Raw genomic sequence first — 20,651 nt, forward strand, 5'->3', positions numbered from 1 at the left:
AAATAATAGAAAGTCAGGGATAGTAACCATGGCAAAATGGCAAGAAGTAAATTTTGATGGGCTGGTTGGCTTAACACATAATTATGCGGGATTAAGTTATGGGAATGTGGCCTCCGCGAGCAACAAGGGCGGCGTCGCTAACCCAAAGGAAGGTGCTTTGCAAGGGCTGGAGAAAATGCAGCACCTTCGCAGTCTTGGTATGATACAGGGGGTATTACCCCCACAAGACCGCCCGCATATTTCAACGCTTAAAGGGCTCGGGTATACAGGTACAGATGCTGAAGTGCTGGCGAACGCTTGGCGTGATAACCCTGCACTTGTTGCCAATCTATCGTCGGCGAGCACCATGTGGACTGCAAATGCAGCCACTGTCTCACCGTCCCCCGATACTGTTGACGGACGTACGCATTTTACCGCTGCTAATCTCGCGGCCATGTATCATCGCTCGATAGAGGCGGATACGACTGCCCGAATTCTAGAAGCAATATTCCCGGAAGGCGATCGTTTCGCCCATCATGCGCCACTTGATGGCGGTGTTCATATGGGTGATGAGGGTGCAGCAAACCACAATCGTTTCTGCGCTGACTACGGCGAGGAAGGAATGGCGCTCTATGTATACGGACGCCGCGCCTTTGAAGGAAATACGGATCTAACGTTCCCGGGGCGTCAAACCTATGAAGCCAGCAGCGCGGTAGCGCGTCAGCACGGTGTCAAGGATGGCAAGGCCTTATTCGTGCGGCAAAATCCTGCCGCGATTAATGCAGGGGCTTTCCATAATGATGTGGTCGCGGTTTCCAACAAAAATGTATTTTTCTATCATGAAGAAGCGTTTGTTGACCCTGCTGCTTTGCAGAAAGAATTGCAGGCCGCCATGGGAAGTGTGGAATTGATTTTCATAGAAGTTCCATCCAGCGAGGTTCCTTTAAAGGACGCCATCACCTCATACCTTTTTAATAGCCAGCTAATCTCGCCAAGCACCCGTGATGGTATGACACTTATCCTGCCTAAGGAGGTTGAGGAAACGCCGAGCACAAAAGCTTTTGTGGATCGGATGCTGGCATCGAACGGCCCGATTAAAAATGCAGATTACATGGAAGTTCGGCAAAGCATGCGCAATGGCGGTGGGCCCGCGTGCTTGCGACAACGTGTTGTTTTGTCTGATGATGATTTGAATGCAATTGACGCCAAGGTCATTATAACGGATGAACGTATTGAAGAATTGAAAACATGGGTTAACAAGCATTACCGTGATCGCCTGATGCCGGAAGATTTAGGTGATGTATCCTTGATGGAAGAATGTTTCACAGCGCTTGATGAACTAACACAGATTTTGAACATCGGTAGTGTTTATGATTTCCAGCGTTAAATATAAAATCTATCTTAGAACGCCACTCTGAATGGTATCGATCCAATCAACAGGCTCATCACGTAAAAATTGATTGAATGTTATTGGATCGTATCCGGCCTCGTACCTATCTATGCTCTGATGCATAAATATCGGTTTGATGGAGTGTTATAGTGCTGTTCAAAAAGCGAAATAGTTGGGATGAAACAGAAAACGCGGTTACGAGCGAGAGCGTTTATCTGAACCGGCGGAAATTTCTGGGCGCAGCCGGTCTTTCGATTGGGTCTGCCGCTGTTGGATTATCCGCTGTTAGTAATGCCCAGAGCGAACGGCCTTTAAAGGAACTTGCTTACAAAACGTCTGAATACAGTACGGACGAGAAACCAACCGTTGAAGCCGCAGTTACCAACTATAATAATTTCTATGAATTCGGCACTTCCAAAGGGGAGCCAGCACGGAATGCTTGGCGCCTTAAGACTACACCGTGGAACGTAAAAGTTGATGGGCTTGTTGAAAACCCACGCGATTACGCTTTTGAAGATCTGATTGACATGAACGCCCTTGAGGAGCGAATTTATCGTTTCCGATGTGTTGAGGCCTGGTCGATGGTTGTACCTTGGATCGGTATTCCGCTTGCCAGCATCATTAAAAAGCTAAATCCGCTCGGCAGCGCGAAATATGTGCGTTTTGAAACGCTTGCAGATAGTGCTCAAATGCCCGGAATACGTTGGCCGGTGCTTGAATGGCCTTATGTTGAAGGGCTGCGTATGGATGAAGCAATGAACCCGCTCGCGCTCATGGTTGTTGGGCTGTATGGTAAGGAAATTCCGAACCAGAACGGTGCGCCTATGCGTTTGATTACACCATGGAAATATGGATATAAATCGATCAAATCAATCGCCCGTATAACCTTTACTGAAGAGCAACCTGTGTCCAGTTGGACAAAATCAGCACCGCATGAATATGGGTTCTTCTCAAATGTAAACCCTGAAGTTAGCCACCCACGTTGGAGCCAGGCAAGCGAACGCAAAATCGGTAGTTTCGGTCGTGTTCCAACGCAGAAGTTTAATGGCTATGGTGAACTGGTTGCAGACATGTATGCCGGTATGGATTTACGCGTAAATCACTAATCTGATGGCTGTTTCAATCCAAAATCTTCGCCGGTACGGCAAGCCCGCAGTGTTTGCTTTGCTGGCTTTGCCCGCTCTTTGGCTTGGCCGTGAATGGTATTATGCCTATCAGGGGTTAGAGAGCGGTCTGGGTTGGAACCCTGTTGAAGCTTTTCATCAGATCACTGGTGATTGGGCCATTCGTATTCTTTTGTTATCTCTTGCTATTAGTCCGCTATCAAAGGTTATGAAATCGCCAAAACCCATTTTATTCAGGCGTATGATTGGCTTGTTTGCTTTTTTCTATGTGTGTTTGCATCTCTTGGGATATGTGTGGCTTGATAAGGCATTTGTTTGGCCTGATATTTGGCAGGATATCCTAAAGCGTAAATATATTACCGTTGGGGCGGTTGCGCTTATACTTTTGGTGCCGCTTGCTGTTACCAGTACACAGGGTTGGATTAAGCGACTGGGCGCTAGAAACTGGCAGAAGCTTCATAAATCGGTATATGTGATTGGTATCTTGGCAGTTGCGCATTTCATAATGATGCGCAAGGGGTTTCAGTTGGAACCCCTTGTGTATGCAGGAATATTAGGTCTTTTGTTTATGCTGCGAAGCAAAGCACTAATGAAAAAACTTCGTCCTTAGATTTTTGTCGATTTACCGAAGTCCAGCTTAAGGTTCATCTCTACTCCGTCACATTCTTTTTCGAGTTTATCTGTAACGGCTTCCAGTCTATCGCCAAGCTTTTCAAGCTCGCCAAGGGTCATGTCATTTTTAACGACAAAATCCCAAATACCAGAGAAATCCCCGCTGAATGTTAGACCCAAAAATCCCATCATAACTTTATAGTCTTCAGGTGTAGCGTCGCGTTTTAGGCCCCCCAGAACACACTCGCATTGTTCGGGATCATTTTTTTTATCGTCGAGACACCCTTTCATCAAAAGTTTTTCGGCTTCCTCAGGTGTGTAATTTTTACTGTCTGCGGATGCAACTGTAGAGCTTCCAACCAGAAGTACAACTGCTGTAAGCGGGGCTAAGGCCTTGGCTAAAATTGATTTTTGACTTTTTTCCATTGTTTCCTCACTGTGATTGAAATTGGCTTTTGCCTTATTGTTATTAACTCCACATAGGAAATTTCATGCTATTTTCAAGGGCGTTCGGTGTGAGGGGATCATGCGCTTCTTTTGGCAACCATATAATTGCCCTTCATGGTCATTACAATTTCCCCCCTTTGATTAGAAACTTCATAGTCCGCTTTTAAAAGTCCGATTTCAGGTCGGCTTTCTGAAGGGCGTTTTTCGGCAACAGTGGTTTTTACCGATAATATATCCCCGGGGAATACAGGCTTGCGCCATTTTAGCTCGTCAATTCCTGGCGACCCCATACTGGCAAGCCCTTGCTTTGATAGTTGATCGACCATCATGCGCATTGTCATCGCGCATGTATGCCAACCACTTGCACACAGTTTCCCAAACACAGATTGCTTCGCAATTTCTTCATCCAGATGAAAAGGTTGAGGGTCATATTTTTCTGCAAAATCAAGAATTTCTTCTTTGGTAACAGCGTATGCCCCAAACGTTTCAGTGTCGCCAATATTGATATCTTCGTAGAATATTTTGAACATAAATAAGTGTCCTCGCACGGAATACCTAAATTAATTACTATCATTATTATACTATGTACGAATTTGTGTTGCTGACAAGCTTTGTCTTGTGTTGACGGCTTTTGCACTTTCGTTGCAGACTGGCTGGGAATTTAATTATGGGAATTTAATTAATAGAGAACAGGGGACGTTATGGGTAATCTCAAAAAATCATTGGTTGGGGCTTTATTAGCTGCGACATCAATCGTTAGTTTTGGCTCGGTACTTCAAGCGGATACCAAGGTTATTCACGCTGGTGAATTACTTGCCGTGCCAGGCGAGGCGGCTAAGAAACAGCAAACAATTGTTGTTGTTGACGGACGCATTACGGAAGTCCGTGATGGCTTCGTATCTCCAACTTCGTTTGGAAATGATGCTAAATATGTAGACCTCAAGGATAGCTTTGTTATGCCGGGTTTGATGGATATGCACGTGCATATTCAAATGGAACTTGGCCCACAAAATGATAGCGAGAAACTTCGGTTGTCGGCGGCTGATGTGGGGATGCAAAGCGTTTATTTTGCTCATAAAACCCTGATGGCTGGTTTCACGACAGTACGCGATATGGGCAATGAATATACCCATTTGAATGCGCTACGTGACGGTGTAGAAAAAGGCTGGATCGCTGGTCCGCGGATAATCGCGGGGCGCATGGTTGCGGCAACTGGAGGGCACGGCGATATCGACGGTATGCGCCACGATCTTCTGGAAAAATATACATCAAGCACGATTTGTGACGGCGCAGATGATTGCCTGCGCGCTGTACGCGAAGCGGTTAAATTCGGTGCTGATGTTATTAAAATTACCGCAACCGGCGGTGTTTTGTCAGATACGACAACGGGCACCGGCCAGCAAATGACCGACGAAGAAATGAAGGCGATTATGGACACGGCCCATGGTCTCGGTCGCCGCGTTGCTGCCCACGCCCACTCAGCGGGTGGTATTAACGCGGCACTGCGCGCCGGTGTTGATAGTGTTGAACATGGTACTTACGCCGATGAAGAATCGATCCGCTTGTTCAATGAAAATGGTGCTTATCTTGTTCCAACGCTTCTCGCGGGTGACACAGTTGTTCAAATGGCGAAGGCTGGTACAATCAGTTCACCTGCAATTCGCGATAAGGCCATTCGTGTTGGTGCTGACTTGATCGAAAATTTTGGTCGTGCCTACAAGGGTGGTGTGAAAATCGCTTACGGCACCGATAGCGGTGTCTCTACCCATGGCATTAACGCGCAAGAGGCCGTTTTGATGAAACAGGCGGGTATGAGCGAAATGGACATTATCAAGTCTGCAACTGTTGTGGCTGCGGAACTCGCGGATATGTCAAATAGCCTTGGTACTATTGAAGCTGGGAAGCATGCGGATATTATTGCAGTAGACGGCAATCCGCTTTCAGATATCAGCGAACTGCTGGATGTGGATTTTGTCATGAAGGCTGGCACGGTTCATAAAAACCAGTAAAGGCATAAACATCTGAAAGTCGGTGGAAACCAAACGCCGACTTTCAGGTTTAAACTAAAAATAGTTCAAATTGATATGGCAAGTGCGGTGTCAATTAACTCCAGTCATAATTCTGCCCTTAAACTCGCTAAAACTTGATACTGGATGTCATTCGGAAAACTCGTTACGCTTAGGCAGCAAGGAGAAGCGTGCTGATGCAAAAACCACAGAAATTTCTTATTCGTATGAGCCTGTTCCTAACGGCAGTGATTGCAATTGGTGTTGTGCTGAAAGATGCGCTTGCAGAAGCCTTTATTGCCAATATTGCCCTGAACGGTGCAATCCTTGTGGTTTTGTTAATTGGTGTTGGTTTTGCGTATCGCCGTGTTTTTGATCTAAATCCTGAAATTGAATGGATAAAGGCGTTCAAGCGGCATGAAGTTGGATCAAGGTCAACGAACCCGAAATTAATGGCGCCTGCTGCTGCACTTTTATCGGAGCAGGAAGAAGGCGGTATGCGTTTGTCTGCGCTTTCCATGCGTTCGGTGCTTGATGGTATTGTTTCGCGCCTAGAGGAAAGCCGTGAAATTAGCAGATACTTTACGGGCCTTCTGATTTTTATGGGGCTCCTTGGTACCTTTTGGGGCCTCCTCGGGACAATCGGCGCTATCGGGAGTACTATTGATGGGCTAACCGTTGATGGCTCTGATGCCGCTCTTATGTTTGATGAATTGAAGTCGGGGTTAGAGGCGCCTCTCGCGGGCATGGGAACAGCGTTTTCCAGTTCACTATTTGGATTGGCCGGCAGTTTAATTCTTGGCTTTCTTGATCTGCAAGCCAGTCAGGCACAGACCCGTTTTTATAACGAGGTTGAGGATTGGCTCGCGTCTGTTACCAAATTATCGCGCGGTGAAGCTGATGGTATGTCAAGCCCAAGCGCCTATATGACGGCCCTTATGGAGCAAACAGCGGATGGGATTGACCGCTTGCAGCGCACGTTAAAACAAGGCGAGGGCGAACGGTATCAGCTTCAGGAAACCATGACATCGATCGCAGAATCGCTCGCTGGCCTGTCGGATAAGCTGGGCGGTCAGGAAGCCGTGATCACAGAAAATATTCAGCGATCTGACGCGGGTACGCGTGCGCTCGCTGGGGCCATTGAAAAACTGGCAGAGGGCACAGCGCGCGATCAATCCGCGCCGAGCCCTGTTCTTGATGAAGCCAGCAAAAATCATATTCGTAATCTGGATGTTGGTATCAAGCGCTTGATCGAGGAACAGGGCCGCCAATCGGATATGCTCGCTGAGGAACTAAGAGCCGAAATTAAACTATTGGCACGTACAATCGCTGCGGGATTTGATGCACAGTCGTCAGAGGCGAGGCCAGTACAAGCAGATTTATCGGCACAGCGCGATGACATGAACCGAGGTTCTGACGAATGATTGGTGCCCGCAGGCGAATAGGTAGCAGTGGTTCAGACAATAGTTGGCCAGGGTTTGTGGACGCCCTTTCCAGTTTGTTGTTGGTGATTATCTTCTTATTGTCGATGTTTGTCCTAGCGCAGTTTTTTCTTGGTCAGGCGCTATCGGGCCGCGAGCAGGCGCTGGCGGTACTTCGAAGCCAAGTGGCGGAACTTGGTAGCCTGTTGCAACTAGAGAAACAGGCAAATAAATCCTTGAGGGATAGTGTCGCGCAACTTTCGGCGTCCCTGACAGCCGCCAATAGCGACCGCGATGCTCTAAGCGCAGAACTGGGTGAACTAAGGACTGCGCTTCAGGCTTCTGATGCACGTTTGAAGGAGTTAACTGAAGCGAGCAGTGGTTTTGAAGCAACCGCAAAGGACCTCGCCGAAAAATACAAAGTTTCAGAAGAGGCGCTTGCAAATGAACGTGTAATTTCAGAGCGTGCGCAGGCTGAGGTAACACGCCTTCAGAATAATATTACCGCCCTCCGTGAACAATTGGCGCGCCTTGAGGCTGCGCTTGATGCCAGTGACGAACGTGACAAGCGTAATCAGGCTGTGATTGTTGACCTTGGCCGCCGCCTTAACCGTGCGCTAGCAAGTAAAGTTGAGGAGCTTGCGGGATATCGATCAGAATTTTTTGGCAGACTAAAAGAAGTGCTTTCTAACAGATCAGAAATCAGGATTGAAGGTGATCGGTTTGTTTTTGCGTCTGAACTGTTGTTTTCAAGCGCCAGCGCTGACCTTGGACCAGAAGGGCGCGCTGAACTTCGGAAATTTGCTGAAACTCTGCTTACAATTTCATCAGAAATTCCAGCTGAACTCGAGTGGGTTCTGAGGATTGATGGCCATACCGACAAAAATCCAATTTCAACATCACGGTTCCGAAACAATTGGGAATTGTCATCCGCGCGGGCGATTTCTGTTGTGGAGTTTTTAATCTCTGTTGGTGTTCCAGCCGAGCGATTGGCCGCGACTGGATTTGGTGAGTTTCAACCAATTGATCCAGCGGATAATATCTTTGCATACTCGCGGAACCGACGCATTGAAATGCGTTTAACACAGCGGTAAGTCTATTGAGGGAAGTACGCGAACTATCTTGTAGCTATAGTTCGCATTGCTTTATGATTAGTTTCCACCGAACTGTAAATCTGCTAGGCGCTTATATAGCCCGTCTTGTTTTGACAATTCTTCATGCGTGCCTTCTGCAACAATTTTACCGTCTTCCATCACAATGATTCTGTCGGCCTTTTTCACTGTTGCCAGGCGGTGTGCGATCACAAGTGTAGTGCGACCCTCCATCAAACGATCAAGTGCAGTTTGAACCTTGAGTTCAGATTCAGCGTCGAGCGCGCTTGTTGCTTCATCTAGAAGAAGGATTGGCGAATCGCGCAGGATGGCTCTGGCAATGGCAATTCGCTGGCGCTGACCACCTGAAAGCCGTGTGCCGCGTTCGCCTAAGAAGGTGTCGAAGCCATCGTCGGTGCGTTCAATAAATTCGCGCGCTGCTGCCGCTTCAGCCGCCTTTAGAACCTCATCATCACTCGCGGACTGTCTGCCATAGCGAATGTTGCCCGCAACGGTATCAGCAAAGACAATTGTTTCCTGTGGAACGAATGCCAGGTGCTCACGGAAATTAGTTGGGTCTGTCGCGGCAATATCAGTTCCATCAATCGTAATGTTCCCGTTCTGTGGGTCATAAAACCTAAGGAGGAGTTGAAGAACGGTTGATTTGCCTGCGCCGCTTGGCCCCACGAGCGCCACGGTTTCGCCAGGTTTGATATTGAGAGAGAAGTTTTTGAGCGCTTGTTCGCTTTGTTTGGATGGGTAAGCGAAATTGACCTTGTCAAAAACAATATGCCCTTTGACTGTATCAGGCATCGCCACTGCATTTGCGGGTGTTTCAATAGCGGACTCGGCGTTTAAAAGCTCTGCAAGGCGCCCAGCCGCGCCAGCCGCGCGCTGAAGTTCGCTATACACTTCCGACAATGCACCAAAGGCCCCGGCGACCAAAACAGCGCGGAATATAAAGGCTGTCATTTCGCCGCTTGTCATCACACCAGCACTTACGTCCTGGAAACCTTGATAGATAACGAGGGCAATGGCCCCGAAAACAAGAAAAATGATGGCGGCGGTTAGAAATGCACGCACTCTTATGCGTCTGCGTGCCGCGAAAAAGGCTTCGTCAACGCGGCCACCAAACCTTTTGGCCTCGGTGTTTTCCTGGGTGAAGGCTTGTACAATATTGAGGGCAGACAGCGATTCGGCGGCTTGTGCCCCAACGTCGGCAACTTTATCCTGACTGGTGCGCGATAGTGTGCGAACACGCCTACCGACGATCACAATGATCGCAATGATGATCGGGATTACAATTGAAATTAACCCCATCAGTTTTGGTGACATAATGAAGAGCCAAATCGTGCCCGCAATGGCGATCAGCGTATTTCGAGCCCATATGGAGACACTGGACCCTACAATGCTTTGAACGAGTGTAGTATCTGCTGTTAGCCTTGATACGATCTCGCCGGGGCGGTTAACTTCAAAAAATTCCGGCGATAAAGTAATCAGTCGTTCGTAAACGGCTTTTCTGATATCCGCGACCACACGTTCACCAAGCCAAGTAATGAAGTAAAACCGAAATGCGGTTGCGAGCGCCATTACAATTACGGTGCCCACGAGAAGGGCCAGATAATCATTTATCGAATTCGATGTGTCTTCGGTGAAACTATCAACAATGCCTTCTAATGCAGATGGGATTGCGAGAACGGTACCGGCTGCAATGATCAGAAAGAAAGATGCCAACAGTATCTGGGTTTTGTATGGCAGCATAAAAGACCAGAGTGTTCTGAGGTTTTTTAATTTACCTTTTGGGGGATCAAATTCACTTTTTGTCGCTGAATCTGACATACGGATTGGCCTCTTATTTTTTTAGTTTTCGATTCTGTCATACATATAGCGTTCGAATGAGATCTTTCCAATGAAATGAACCGAATAGTATGAATTAAATTTTCGAATAGTTGGTCAGATAGCCGTGATTTGATGGTTTTATTTGGTAATCACGTACAGAATGCGAAAAACTTACGAATCCTGCTTGCATTCGATGATATTTTCCCCTATACGAGCGGCTCGTTTTTGGAGATAAGACCATGAAGCAAGATATTCATCCCGATTACCACACTATCAAAGTGGTTATGACTGACGGGACAACTTTTGAGACTAAGTCAACTTGGGGCTCGGAAGGTGACACAATGACACTTGAGATTGACCCTAAATCACACCCTGCATGGACAGGTGGTGCACGTGCGGTTCTAGAAGGCGGCCAAGTTGCTCGCTTCAAGAAGCGTTTCAGTGGTGGCCTCTCTCTCAAGAAATAAGGCATTGCCCGTATATCGGATTCAGTATCCGATTGTAAGAAGCACTCCTTTGGGGTGCTTTTTTATTTTTATCTCTTGAAATGTTGTTTTTCCTTCCCAAATCATAAGTACGGTTGCCGCAGAGCGGGACCGGAATTGATTTAACTGCCTGGCTATATGCAGGCCCAAATTGTCGCTTCTGAAGGAGGACGCACCATGAGAACTTTTGACCTTTCCCCATTACTTCGCAGCACTGTTGGTTTTGACCATTTAAATCGCTTGGTCGACTCTGCCCTTAATGCTGATACACCTGCTGCATACCCACCCTACAATATAGAAAAGCTGGGTGAAGATGATTACCGAATCACCATGGCTGTCGCTGGCTTTTCTGAGGACGAAGTTACAATCACTGTCCAAGAGGGAACACTGTATATTTCCGCCAAAGCAAAAGATGATGGGGTTGAGCGAAAGTTCCTTCATCAAGGTATTGCAAAACGCGCGTTTGAACGCAGATTTGAGCTTGCTGATACGATCCATGTCGGCGATGCGAGCCTTGTAAATGGCCTTTTGGAAATCGAATTAAAGCGAATCATTCCTGATCATAAAAAGCCAAGAAATATCAAGATTACCAAAGCTAAGGCCTCTGCGAAAACAATCGAACAAGATGCTTCTAAATTGGAAATAGAAGCGGCTTAAGTTCTAAATCTATATTTCTCTTTTTCTTCCCTTCCTCGCTGGAAGGCAGGCTCGGTCTGTGAATTGTGTCATCACGGGTCGGGCCTGCTGCATATACATAAGTATATTATCTAAGATAGTTATGATTTAAAGAAAGCTTCAGCGGCTGCCCGACTTGCATCCTTTGATTTTATCTCTGCTTCTGTGCGGATAATCTCTTCTTTCAAGATATTCACTCTGGCTTCTAATTCAAAAGCGCTCCAGGTACTTAGGTCTTCTTTGACAACCGATGCTACTGGACTGTCCTTTTTGATAGGCAGATCATCTTCATCCATCAAACTACTCCTTTGTTTTGCGTATTCATACATTGACCCTGACCGTTGTTCCAGACAAACTGCGCACCGAGATAAATATGGGCGTATTCATCAGTGCGCAAAATGCAGGAGAGCGGTAGTGAAGGCAGTAGAAATAACAGAACCGGGCGGACCAGATGTTTTGGTGCTTGCTGAACGTGAACAACCGAAGCCCGGAGGTGATGAAGTTTTGATCAAAGTTATGGCAGCCGGTGTTAATCGCCCCGACGTTGTTCAACGCAAGGGCCTGTATCCGCCGCCACCAGGTGCGTCTGATATTCCAGGGCTTGAGGTCGCAGGTGAAATCGCCGAGGTCGGCTCAAACGTTGATGCATATAAAGTTGGCGACAGAGTGTGCGCGCTGATACCGGGCGGGGGATATGCTGAATATTGTACAGCAAATGTAAACTGTGTTTTGCCCGTACCGAATGCGATGTCGATGGAAATGGCCGCCGGAATTCCCGAAACTTATTTTACGGTCTGGTCTAATTTGTTTGATCGTGCAGGATTGAAGTCAGGTGAAACGCTTCTGGTGCATGGCGGTTCGTCGGGTATTGGTGCGACGGCCATTCAACTTGCCAAGGCCTTCGGTGCCACAGTTATCACAACAGTTGGCAATGATGAAAAAGTTCAGTTCTGCAAAGGGCTTGGCGCGGACTGTGTGATCAATTACCGGACACAAGATTTTGTCGAGCAAGTCAAAGCATTCACAGACGGAGATGGGGTGAATGTGGTGCTTGATATGGTTGGCGGCGATTATATTCCCAAGAACATTGATCTGTTAGCGCCTGACGGGCGTCATGTGTCAATCGCCTTCTTGGGTGGGCCACAAGTTGAATTGAATATGTTGCCTGTAATGTTGAAGCGATTAACACTCACCGGAAGCACGCTCCGAGCCCGTGATAATGGTTTTAAAGGGGATATCGCATCGGCCCTGAAGGCACATGTGTGGTCACTAATGGAAAAGGGTGAAGCAAAACCAATAATTCACAGCACTTTTCCCCTATCAGAGGCATCGAAAGCGCATGCCTTGATGGAAGAAAGTCGTCATATGGGGAAAATCATTTTGACAGTATGCGAATAAAAGCGCGATTTTTAGCGAAATTCTGCATATTCGCGGTGACAAGCCTGTTTTGAACTGATACAGATTAACCATACGGGAGTATTCCTCTCATCCCTCTTTCGAAAATTTAGAAACGAGGGCAGGTAAGCGCTTAGTTGTGTTTATCTGAACCGGTATGGTTTTCCCTGTTGGATGATGTGGAATAGAAATAGAATAAGGGATATGTAGGTATGAACCAGCCTTTAATGCCAATGGCGACAGCAGTGTGGCTTGTTGATAATACTGCGCTTACATTCACGCAGATAGCAGAGTTTTGTGGATTGCATGAACTTGAAATACAAGGCATTGCAGACGGCACAATCGGTATGAATATTGTCGGTCAGGACCCCACGGCGAATGAGCAGTTAACGTGGGATGACATCAATAAATGTCAGGAAGACCCGAAAGCGCGATTAACGTTGTTAAAGGATGCCGTTGAGGCATTGCCGCGCACAAAAGGGCCGCGTTATACACCGGTTTCCAAGCGTCAGGATAAACCAGATGCGATTGCATGGTTGGTGCGTAACCACCCTGAGCTAAGTGATCTTCAAATCAGCCGCCTTGTTGGGACAACGAAGCCAACCATTATGGCTATTCGTGATAAAAGTCACTGGAACTCCCAGAATATTCGCCCGCAAGACCCTGTTGGCCTTGGTCTTTGTAAACAATATGAACTTGATGAAGCAGTTCAGTTGGCGGCTGAACGTGAAGCGAAGAAGCGCGCTAAGGGAGAGGTTTCTGACATTCCTGCGGCTGAGCCTACATACGAGGCCCCGGTCGTGGTTGAGGATGAGAATTCTTTGCCTGACAATGACGGAAATTTGCAGGAATAGCATCTGCAAATAGTTTAAATTAAAGAAAGGGCGCATCCAATTTGAATGCGCCCTTTCTTTGTCTACTCAGGAGGAAAATCAGTGCCTCGTATCCAGTTTCGACATCTCTTCCTTAAGTCGGAGTTTCTGTCGTTTTAAATCCATTATTCGGATTGTATCTGGATTGGGACGGAGTTGCTCTTTCGCTATGACCTTATCGATCTCGGCATGCTTTGCTGTTAGTGAATCAACATGCGTTTGGATGCTCATATCCGTCACTCCTTCTTCAATTTTCTACGATAATTTATTTGACCATTAAAATAGTGGTCTTGTCACGAAAAAGATTCGTATTCAGACTAAAGCTTTATTTTTAGGCACTTAGCATGGTAAAGACGGTGTTAACGAATTTTGGATCATACGGTTATGTCAAAGACTCAGGAAATAAAAGATAAGAAAAGTCGCTTAATAATCGCTATTACTGGCGCAAGCGGCACTATTTTTGGCATAAAAGCGCTTGAATGTTTGAAAGATACCGACATTGAAACCCATCTGGTGATGTCTAAGGCTGGCGAACGTACACTGCTTGAAGAAACCGATTATTCTATCAAAGACGTGCAAGCCCTTGCTGATGTTATTTACCCATCAAAAGATATTGGTGCCGCTATCGCGAGCGGGTCCTACCGAACAATGGGTATGTTAATAGCCCCGTGTTCGATCAAAACGATGGGCGAAATAGCGACAGGGATTACATCAAGTTTGGTAAGCAGAGCAGCTGATGTGGTTCTTAAGGAACGTCGCAGGCTCGTTTTAATGGTAAGGGAGACGCCGCTTCATACTGGCCATCTTCGAACCATGACAAGCCTAAGCGAGATGGGTGCCATCATCGCGCCGCCAGTGCCGGGGTTTTATACCAAGCCTCAGTCAGTAGATGATATAGTTTTTCAGAACGTTGGCAGAGTACTGGATTTGTTTGATATTGATCTACCTGATTTAAAACGTTGGAAAGACTGAAGCATCAGGACAATAAATACTGTTTCAGACTTGCCTGCGTTTCACTGCAATTAAGCTCGATTATGTCAAAATAGGTGTTGATATTTTGGGCAAATATCTGTTGGTTTTCTGCAGATATTAAATTTCCTGAAATGCTTTTAATCAGTTCCCGTTGAGCTTGCTTTTCCAGGTTGAGCTCCTCAACCTTTAAGGCTTCGTAGAATTGGGTTCCTTTGGCTTCCATCCGCCTTGTTCTTATGGGTTTCAGAATGTTGTTTTGCCAGTCTGTGGATGTTTCTATTAATTTACCCCAACCTTCTTGCGTAATCGAAAGGTTTTTGCACCGCAGCCACGCGGTCAAAAGTAAAATATTGACGTCAGCATTAAAATTATTCTGTGCATCAAGGCAGGCCGTTGCAACGTTTGGTTTTGCATACAGCCTAACACTAAACTCCCAAAATTCCTCGAAGGATAAATCGTATTCGCGGTTTTGAAGCATCTTCGTGTTATCGCTTTTTCCGGCTGGTCATGGCTGTGTAAGTCATGGTAATATAAAAACCAATTCAGTAACAGGGTATTAGGAACATTCTTGATGAGTAACGAAGCCATCAGGGGAAAATTAACAGAGGTTGCGCAGCAACACCGTGATCTAGACGATTCAATTACGGCATTGGAGCGCGCTGGTACTTTTGACCAATTGCAGGTGCAGCGATTAAAACGGCAAAAACTGATGCTTAGGGATCAGTTAGAGAAGCTGCAAAATATGTTGGTGCCAGACATTATCGCTTAACGAAAACCAGTTCTCAGGAAAAAGTAGGATTAGGGTAGCTACCTAACGTTACCTTCGCCTTTGATGAAACGTTTGTTTTCATACATAGCTTGGTCAGCCCGCTCGATCGCGTCTTGTGGTTCGTCACCGGACCTGAAGGTATAAACGCCGTACGCTAGTTTCAGGTTGATGCTTTGCCCTTCAATTGTAAGGGGTGTTTCTGAGATCATGCGCGCAAGTGATTCTGCCTTTTGAGCACCGACAGCTTCATCGGCCTGCGCCAATATCACGCCAAACTCATCGCCGCCCAAGCGACCGACAACATCGGTATCACGAACATTATCGCTAACCGTTCGTGCAACATGGAACAGGGCCTTGTCACCAGCAGCATGGCCATAAGTGTCGTTGATATGCTTCATGTCGTTCAGGTCGATAAACATCAGCGTAGACGGTGTACCGTAGCGCTGTGCAAATGAAATCATCCGGTTTAATTCGCGGATAAAAGCCCGACGGTTAGGGATCGGTAGCATGGAATCGGTATCTGCCACGTCTTCCATTTCGCGGAGGCGACGATTGGTTGCCTCTAATTCACCACGAAGGTTTTCAACTTCCTGCATAAGAGACATGATCGCCTGTTGCACACGCGGTGTCATCTCTTCAGGGGGAATGGCTGAAATCTGAACTGTATCCTGTATATCACGAACACTATCCGTGCTGGAAACAGAGCTCGTTGCAGATGATCTACGTACTGGTGACGTTGATCTCACTCTATTTACGCCTGGATTGCCAGTAACCTTCATGAAGTGTCCTTAACTATTGTACAAAGGGTAACAACTATATTGATACCCTATAATTATGTATTTGTGAATCCCTTGATTTGCCTTGGTTAATTCCTGAACAGGGAATTATATGGGCGCATAAACGCATATCTTGCATTGTTGAAATTGATTTCTATAATGCCGCCTCGCGCTAATAACCGTGTTGTTGGCAAAACTCATCGAGAGCCAGTTTGTAAAACGATGGGCTCTCTATAGTGAAGTGAGTGAACAAGTGATGAATGATAAACCGCTTGTTGGTATTATTATGGGAAGCCAATCTGATTGGAAAACCATGAAGAATGCCGCAGATATCTTAGATGCTCTAGCAGTGCCTTACGAACAGCGCATTGTTTCTGCCCATAGAACCCCAGACAGATTATACGAATATGCCAAAGGCGCCCGAGACCGAGGGTTGAAAACCATTATTGCTGGCGCGGGTGGTGCGGCGCATTTGCCTGGTATGGTTGCGGCCTTAACCCCTCTTCCTGTATTTGGGGTTCCTGTCCAAAGCAGCATGTTATCGGGAAAGGATAGCCTTCTTTCAATCGTTCAAATGCCTGGAGGAATACCGGTTGGAACGCTCGCTATTGGTAAAGCGGGTGCAACGAATGCGGGCTTGATGGCAGCCAGCGTTCTGGCTTTGATGGATCAAGATTTGGCAGAACGCCTGGATGCGTGGCGACAGAAACAGACGGATAGTATCGCCGATATTCCTGTTGATGACATTTAATATAATTTCCCATAGTTGAAAGTTTAAGCAGATGACCAGAATCGAACCAGGTAGCACGATTGGAATTATGGGGGGCGGGCAACTGGGCCGTATGCTTGCATTGGCGGCTGCTCAATTGGGGTATAAGTGCCATATCTTTTGCCCAGAGGAAAATTGCCCTGCAGGTCAAGTGTCTGACAAACTGACAATTGCTGAATATGATGACGAAACCGCACTGGAAAAATTCGCCAATGCGGTTGATGTGGTCACTTATGAATTTGAAAATATTCCAGCGACGACAGCAAAATTTATCGCGGACAGAAAGACCTTAAGGCCTGGTGTAAAGGCGCTAGAAATTACGCAAGATCGATTGAGCGAGAAAAATTTCCTCAACGATAGTGGTGTGGAAACTGCACCTTATCTCGCCTTTCAAACTGCTGACGACCTGGAGATCGCGTTCAAAGAGATCGGTAGGCCTTCCGTTGCGAAAACACGTCGTTTCGGCTACGACGGTAAAGGCCAGGTCATGATCAAGTCGCGATCGGATAAGGATAAGGTCATCGGTATTACCAATGAAACCCCAGCGATCTTGGAGGGTTTTGTAAACTTTGATCGGGAAATTAGTGTCGTTGTCGCCCGAAATGCGTCAAGTGATGTTGCGGCATTCCCTGTTGGTGAAAACGTGCACACCAATCATATCCTTGATACCACGACAGTCCCAGCCAATATCCGTGAAATTGTTGAGGCCAAGGCAAAGGTTATCGCGGCTCAGGTTGCCAATGCACTTGATTATGTTGGTGTTCTGGCGGTGGAAATGTTTGTTAAGGATGATACGGGTGATGTGATCGTAAATGAAATTGCTCCCCGCGTTCACAATTCTGGACACTGGACAATTGAAGGCGCGAAGACAAGCCAGTTTGAGCAGCATATTCGCGCGATTTGTGATTTACCGCTCGGCAGCCCGGAAGCGTTGGGCAAAGTGGTGATGAAAAACCTGCTCGGTGAAGATATATTGGACGCGGATAAATATTTGACAGACGCGAGTGCCAGTTATCATCATTACGGCAAATCTGATCCCAGACCCGGCCGTAAGATGGGCCATGTAACATGGGTTGAAGCCAATAATTAACAAATTGAATTCACAGAATGATAGTTTAAAACCCGCCCTATTAGAGCGGGTTTTTTAGTTAGCGATTATCAAGCTGAGATCGAACACAGGAAAGGCCGTGTAAAGTAATCCGATAGGGTCGGCTATTTTGGCTTTTGATAAAGCGCCTTTTCTTTAACTTCCTGAATAAGTCAACCGAAAAGCCAGACAAGTACCAGCCTTCCCTGTTGACGCAGGATGCTTTGACTATTTTGCGTTTTTCATCGCGTTCAATAAGAATCGCTCCGCCCTGCGCAAGCGTGTGCAGCGCACGTTGTTCCATTTTAGAAATATTCAATTTGGATTGCTCCGAAAATAACAGGTAACAATCACCGCCCTTTGGGTAAGGGGGCGCCCTTATGAGCACTGCCTAGCTGAAATGAAAATTCGTCAATTCAGGGGCAGGCGTTACCGATTCTCGGACAAAGTAAACATCAAAACTCCATTTGTGGGAGTATAGATACACGAATGCGGCAGATTTGTCTATTTGTAGAATAGCAGTTGGCTGGGCTACCGTTTTAGTATCCATGTGGCCCATGATGCTTCGACTTCAAATCCGTATTTCTCTGCAAATGCATAGACAACCTGGCGCATTGGATACCCTTTGGTTCTCGACCAGTGCCAATCATCACCCGTGATTAGGGCGTTGGGCCAAAGCGAATGCGCGACCTCCAGGTCTTCAATTTTTTTGTCAGCATCAATATAAACGATATCAGGTGTGACACCCGATGCATGGATTTTATACAGCATATCTGGCGACGTACCACGCACAGGGATGAACCGATCGCGGTAACTGCGAACGTTCGCAAGTGCAGTTCTGAAAGGGCTTTGTTCCTTCACGTCGCGCGCAAATTTTTTCTGCACTTCGATATCAGGATATTCCCTTGTAAGCTTTGGCCTGCCAACATACCGGTTACATTGCTCGATCAAGGCATCGTCCCACGGGTCAACGCCGATCACCGTCATATCCTCTTTTTGCTCCAGCCAACGTTTTGAAGAAGAGCAGAGAAAACATCCAATTTCCAGAAATACCTTTGGCTTATGTTGATTGATCAAGGCGTCAACAAGTTCGCGGCCGCCGCCACCAAGAGTGTAATCCCACGGCGTTACACCCTCAACATCAGGCCAAGGATATTCAGCTTTAAGCGCATCAAGTGCGCTTAAAGTCTCATGTTCAGGCAATTGGGTCATAAACGGGTTGTCTTAGAGAATAGAAAAACCTGTCGCAGCCCAGTCTTTATCGAAGGCAGCAAGACCGTTGTCTGTAAGTGGGTGTTTGAAGAGTTTTTTCAGCACATCGATTGGGAATGTTGCGATATCCGCACCAATGCGGGCACTTTCCAGGATATGAGCAGGGTGGCGAACAGAAGCAACAAGGATTTCTGTGTCAAAGCCATAGTTATCATAGATATTTCGAATATCCTCAATAAGCTCCATACCGTTAAAGCCATTATCATCATGACGTCCAACGAAAGGCGAGATAAAGGAAGCACCAGCCTTGGCTGCAAGGAGGGCCTGATTGGCTGTGAAGCACAAAGTTACATTCACCATTATACCTTCTGCACGAAGGGCCTTGCATGTTTTAAGGCCTTCCATGGTCAGCGGAACTTTAACCGCGATATTATCTGCAATTTTTGCACACTTAAGGCCTTCCTTAAGCATAGTTTCATGGTCATGTGCTACCGTTTCAGCAGATACTGGGCCGTCAACTTCCCTGGCGATTTCACCAATAACCTCGAAGAATTCTCGGCCTGCTTTTTTAATCAGCGATGGATTTGTTGTTACACCATCCAACAGGCCGGTCGAGTTTGCTTCACGAATCTCATCAATATTTGCAGTGTCTAGAAAGAATTTCATGGTTTAGGTCCCTTGATCCTTAAAGGCAGATATGCGCGAATAGTAAAAACAGCGCAAAAGAATGTTTACCGGGTCTGGGTAATGAAGAATCGTCTTGATTTCAAGTCTTATGAGGTTTCAAGAGTACGGTTTCTATGTGCCAATCTGATACATTTTCAGATTTATGGTCCAAGATGAAACGATTTTTACATGGGCTTTAGACCTGTTTACGGAAAATGCGCCACGAATGGCTTCATATTTTGTCAATAGACTCAATTTTAACTAAAATATTCATATTGGATTAACCGACGCTCAAATAAACAGATGTCGATTATGTAATATTTAGTAGGTTTGGAACAGATTATGAAAACCTTACGGAAAACTCTGTCTATTATGGCTTTCGCTTTTGGCGCGCTTGTGTCATTTGGCTCAGCCCATGCTGCAACAAATACATTCACTGTAAATGTGTTTGATTTTGATAATCCAGAGCGATTTTCACTCGATAATGCCATCCTTGAAAGTGCACTCAATGGAACGCCAGTACTGACAGCACAAGTTGCAGCCCTTGATTTTGGCGATAATACAATCGATCCTGATGGTTCAGTGCGCCAAGGGTTAATCCGTGGGTTTGATCCTTTTCCTGGTGGCCTCGATGATACATTTGCCCTAACTGTTGACGGGACTTTCTTTGTGGAAGAAGAGGGTGAATACACATTCCGCGTTCGTCATGATGATGGGGCCCGCCTTACGATTAATGGCAATCAAATTGTTGATGTTCTAACTCTTAACTCTGAGATCAGTACATTCGGCACAACGTTTTTGAATGCTGGCTTTAACACATTGTCTGCGATCTATTTTGAAAACTTTGGTACGGCAACTTTTGAAATTGGTTTCAGAGAAGGAAACGATCCTTTCCGTGTCGTTACTGCTGCTACGCCCCCGGTTCCAGAGCCTGCGACATGGTTGATGATGATTTTGGGTTTCGCGGGTATTGGATACGCCCTGAAACGTCGCCAGAAGGTTATCGCTTGATCACCTAAAACTATTCTGATTTTCCTCCTGAAAGGCTGTGCTCGTTAAAAGGC

At 46.5% G+C, this 20,651-nt stretch carries 25 protein-coding genes; 15 read left to right on the forward strand and 10 right to left on the reverse strand.

The annotated features are described in order from the left end of the window. Positions 1 to 28: 28 nt before the first annotated feature. From astB to KFF44_RS02580, 3 genes are all read left to right on the forward strand, one after another. Entirely contained in the window at positions 29 to 1,366 is a 1,338-nt protein-coding gene (gene astB / locus KFF44_RS02570) for an N-succinylarginine dihydrolase (protein ID WP_255936903.1), read from the forward strand. A 152-nt stretch (positions 1,367 to 1,518) separates the two neighbouring features. Further along, entirely contained in the window at positions 1,519 to 2,475 is a 957-nt protein-coding gene (msrP, locus tag KFF44_RS02575) for a protein-methionine-sulfoxide reductase catalytic subunit MsrP (protein WP_255936906.1), read from the forward strand. 4 nt (positions 2,476 to 2,479) lie between these two features. Continuing rightward, on the forward strand, positions 2,480 to 3,103 hold the full coding sequence (locus tag KFF44_RS02580; RefSeq protein WP_255936908.1) for a sulfite oxidase heme-binding subunit YedZ: 624 nt from the start codon (positions 2,480 to 2,482) through the stop codon (positions 3,101 to 3,103). Here the strand turns inward: KFF44_RS02580 and KFF44_RS02585 are convergent. After that, complete coding sequence (locus KFF44_RS02585; RefSeq protein WP_255936909.1) at positions 3,100 to 3,531, reverse strand: hypothetical protein; 432 nt, start codon at positions 3,529 to 3,531, stop codon at positions 3,100 to 3,102. The genes KFF44_RS02580 and KFF44_RS02585 overlap by 4 nt on opposite strands. 98 nt (positions 3,532 to 3,629) lie before the next feature. Continuing rightward, positions 3,630 to 4,082, reverse strand: coding sequence for a MaoC family dehydratase (locus KFF44_RS02590; protein ID WP_255936910.1), 453 nt, complete (start codon positions 4,080 to 4,082; stop codon positions 3,630 to 3,632). A gap of 171 nt (positions 4,083 to 4,253) precedes the next feature. Here KFF44_RS02590 and KFF44_RS02595 point away from each other — a divergent pair, with 171 nt between their 5' ends. The 3 genes from KFF44_RS02595 to KFF44_RS02605 all read left to right on the forward strand — a co-directional run bounded on the left by KFF44_RS02595 (position 4,254) and on the right by KFF44_RS02605 (position 8,073). Then, complete coding sequence (locus KFF44_RS02595; protein WP_255936912.1) at positions 4,254 to 5,561, forward strand: amidohydrolase family protein; 1,308 nt, start codon at positions 4,254 to 4,256, stop codon at positions 5,559 to 5,561. A 194-nt stretch (positions 5,562 to 5,755) separates the two neighbouring features. After that, positions 5,756 to 6,982: a hypothetical protein gene (locus KFF44_RS02600; protein WP_255936914.1), complete on the forward strand. Its 1,227-nt coding sequence runs from the start codon at positions 5,756 to 5,758 to the stop codon at positions 6,980 to 6,982. Next, entirely contained in the window at positions 6,979 to 8,073 is a 1,095-nt protein-coding gene (locus KFF44_RS02605) for a peptidoglycan -binding protein (protein ID WP_255936917.1), read from the forward strand. Before KFF44_RS02600 ends, KFF44_RS02605 begins: the two co-directional genes overlap by 4 nt. A 57-nt stretch (positions 8,074 to 8,130) precedes the next feature. Here the strand turns inward: KFF44_RS02605 and KFF44_RS02610 are convergent, their stop codons facing one another. Further along, positions 8,131 to 9,909: an ABC transporter transmembrane domain-containing protein gene (locus KFF44_RS02610; protein WP_255936919.1), complete on the reverse strand. Its 1,779-nt coding sequence runs from the start codon at positions 9,907 to 9,909 to the stop codon at positions 8,131 to 8,133. Positions 9,910 to 10,148: 239 nt separating this feature from the next. Here KFF44_RS02610 and rpmE point away from each other — a divergent pair, with 239 nt between their 5' ends. Both rpmE and KFF44_RS02620 read left to right on the forward strand, forming a co-directional pair. Beyond that, complete coding sequence (gene rpmE, locus KFF44_RS02615) at positions 10,149 to 10,376, forward strand: 50S ribosomal protein L31 (protein ID WP_255936921.1); 228 nt, start codon at positions 10,149 to 10,151, stop codon at positions 10,374 to 10,376. 195 nt (positions 10,377 to 10,571) lie between these two features. Beyond that, positions 10,572 to 11,051 (forward strand): Hsp20 family protein, encoded by a 480-nt coding sequence (locus KFF44_RS02620; RefSeq protein WP_255936923.1) that lies wholly within the window; start codon positions 10,572 to 10,574, stop codon positions 11,049 to 11,051. A gap of 119 nt (positions 11,052 to 11,170) precedes the next feature. Here the strand turns inward: KFF44_RS02620 and KFF44_RS02625 are convergent, their stop codons facing one another. Then, positions 11,171 to 11,365, reverse strand: a complete 195-nt coding sequence (locus KFF44_RS02625) for a DUF1192 domain-containing protein (protein ID WP_255936926.1) — start codon at positions 11,363 to 11,365, stop codon at positions 11,171 to 11,173. Positions 11,366 to 11,483: 118 nt separating this feature from the next. Here KFF44_RS02625 and KFF44_RS02630 point away from each other — a divergent pair, with 118 nt between their 5' ends. Further along, entirely contained in the window at positions 11,484 to 12,467 is a 984-nt protein-coding gene (locus KFF44_RS02630) for an NAD(P)H-quinone oxidoreductase (protein WP_255936928.1), read from the forward strand. A 209-nt stretch (positions 12,468 to 12,676) separates the two neighbouring features. Continuing rightward, positions 12,677 to 13,318 (forward strand): DUF1013 domain-containing protein, encoded by a 642-nt coding sequence (locus tag KFF44_RS02635; protein ID WP_255936930.1) that lies wholly within the window; start codon positions 12,677 to 12,679, stop codon positions 13,316 to 13,318. A 78-nt stretch (positions 13,319 to 13,396) separates the two neighbouring features. Here the strand turns inward: KFF44_RS02635 and KFF44_RS02640 are convergent, their stop codons facing one another. Further along, positions 13,397 to 13,567 carry a YdcH family protein gene (locus KFF44_RS02640; RefSeq protein WP_255936933.1) on the reverse strand — a complete coding sequence of 57 codons (171 nt, stop codon included), beginning with the start codon at positions 13,565 to 13,567 and terminating at the stop codon, positions 13,397 to 13,399. Between the two features lie 153 nt (positions 13,568 to 13,720). On the opposite strand from KFF44_RS02640, the gene KFF44_RS02645 reads away from it, so the two are divergent. Beyond that, on the forward strand, positions 13,721 to 14,308 hold the full coding sequence (locus KFF44_RS02645) for a UbiX family flavin prenyltransferase (protein ID WP_255936935.1): 588 nt from the start codon (positions 13,721 to 13,723) through the stop codon (positions 14,306 to 14,308). A gap of 4 nt (positions 14,309 to 14,312) precedes the next feature. Here KFF44_RS02645 and KFF44_RS02650 read toward each other — a convergent pair whose 3' ends face one another. After that, positions 14,313 to 14,786 (reverse strand): TIGR02444 family protein, encoded by a 474-nt coding sequence (locus KFF44_RS02650; RefSeq protein WP_255936936.1) that lies wholly within the window; start codon positions 14,784 to 14,786, stop codon positions 14,313 to 14,315. Between the two features lie 93 nt (positions 14,787 to 14,879). Between KFF44_RS02650 and KFF44_RS02655 the strand changes: the two genes are divergently transcribed. Then, complete coding sequence (locus tag KFF44_RS02655) at positions 14,880 to 15,077, forward strand: YdcH family protein (RefSeq protein ID WP_255936938.1); 198 nt, start codon at positions 14,880 to 14,882, stop codon at positions 15,075 to 15,077. 38 nt (positions 15,078 to 15,115) lie between these two features. Here the strand turns inward: KFF44_RS02655 and KFF44_RS02660 are convergent, their stop codons facing one another. After that, entirely contained in the window at positions 15,116 to 15,823 is a 708-nt protein-coding gene (locus tag KFF44_RS02660) for a GGDEF domain-containing protein (protein WP_255936939.1), read from the reverse strand. 286 nt (positions 15,824 to 16,109) lie between these two features. Here KFF44_RS02660 and purE point away from each other — a divergent pair, with 286 nt between their 5' ends. Continuing rightward, positions 16,110 to 16,604 (forward strand): 5-(carboxyamino)imidazole ribonucleotide mutase, encoded by a 495-nt coding sequence (gene purE / locus KFF44_RS02665; RefSeq protein ID WP_255938798.1) that lies wholly within the window; start codon positions 16,110 to 16,112, stop codon positions 16,602 to 16,604. A 31-nt stretch (positions 16,605 to 16,635) separates the two neighbouring features. Beyond that, on the forward strand, positions 16,636 to 17,712 hold the full coding sequence (locus KFF44_RS02670) for a 5-(carboxyamino)imidazole ribonucleotide synthase (protein ID WP_255936940.1): 1,077 nt from the start codon (positions 16,636 to 16,638) through the stop codon (positions 17,710 to 17,712). A 58-nt stretch (positions 17,713 to 17,770) separates the two neighbouring features. Here the strand turns inward: KFF44_RS02670 and KFF44_RS02675 are convergent, their stop codons facing one another. From KFF44_RS02675 to fsa, 3 genes are all read right to left on the reverse strand, one after another. Further along, positions 17,771 to 18,028, reverse strand: a complete 258-nt coding sequence (locus tag KFF44_RS02675; RefSeq protein WP_255936941.1) for a YjhX family toxin — start codon at positions 18,026 to 18,028, stop codon at positions 17,771 to 17,773. A gap of 212 nt (positions 18,029 to 18,240) precedes the next feature. After that, entirely contained in the window at positions 18,241 to 18,921 is a 681-nt protein-coding gene (locus tag KFF44_RS02680; RefSeq protein ID WP_255936942.1) for a hypothetical protein, read from the reverse strand. A 12-nt stretch (positions 18,922 to 18,933) separates the two neighbouring features. After that, positions 18,934 to 19,587: a fructose-6-phosphate aldolase gene (gene fsa / locus KFF44_RS02685; protein ID WP_255936944.1), complete on the reverse strand. Its 654-nt coding sequence runs from the start codon at positions 19,585 to 19,587 to the stop codon at positions 18,934 to 18,936. A 342-nt stretch (positions 19,588 to 19,929) separates the two neighbouring features. Here fsa and KFF44_RS02690 point away from each other — a divergent pair, with 342 nt between their 5' ends. After that, the gene (locus KFF44_RS02690; protein ID WP_255936946.1) at positions 19,930 to 20,598 is read left to right on the forward strand and encodes a PEPxxWA-CTERM sorting domain-containing protein; all 669 of its coding nucleotides are present in this window, start codon (positions 19,930 to 19,932) and stop codon (positions 20,596 to 20,598) included. The last annotated feature ends 53 nt before the right edge of the window (positions 20,599 to 20,651 follow it).

Source organism: Kordiimonas sp. SCSIO 12610 (genome assembly GCF_024398015.1).
Classification (GTDB): Bacteria; Pseudomonadota; Alphaproteobacteria; order Sphingomonadales; family Kordiimonadaceae; genus CANLMI01.